The organism is Brevibacterium sp. SIMBA_078 (assembly GCF_046534565.1).
Classification (GTDB): domain Bacteria; phylum Actinomycetota; class Actinomycetes; order Actinomycetales; family Brevibacteriaceae; genus Brevibacterium.
Genome location: NZ_JAWRYQ010000663.1, coordinates 1 through 230, shown reverse-complemented (window position 1 = coordinate 230; position 230 = coordinate 1). Strand labels below are relative to the sequence as shown.

Annotated in this window: 1 protein-coding gene; it reads left to right on the top strand. The window is 31.3% G+C overall.

Features of this window, described 5'->3' with window-relative positions; genetic code table 11:
• A partial coding sequence (locus SB749_RS21145) for a hypothetical protein (RefSeq protein ID WP_410712049.1) occupies nucleotides 1-230 on the top strand: 230 nt, incomplete at both ends.

Here is a 230-nt window from a genome sequence, read left to right as displayed (position 1 = left end):
TAGATCTTCATTCAAAATTTCCATGCGATTTTATATTATATACAGGATCTACTCAGGATGAGATTATAGATACCCTGATTAATCATCTAAACTCGACAAAAGACCCTGGATTATTCTCTCGCTTTACTTTCATAAGTCGTTCATCTGATATAAATGATAACTGGCATGGTAATATTGAAAAAATTGTAGATCTTATAGTATCAAGTCGAGAAGAAATGAATACCATGAGA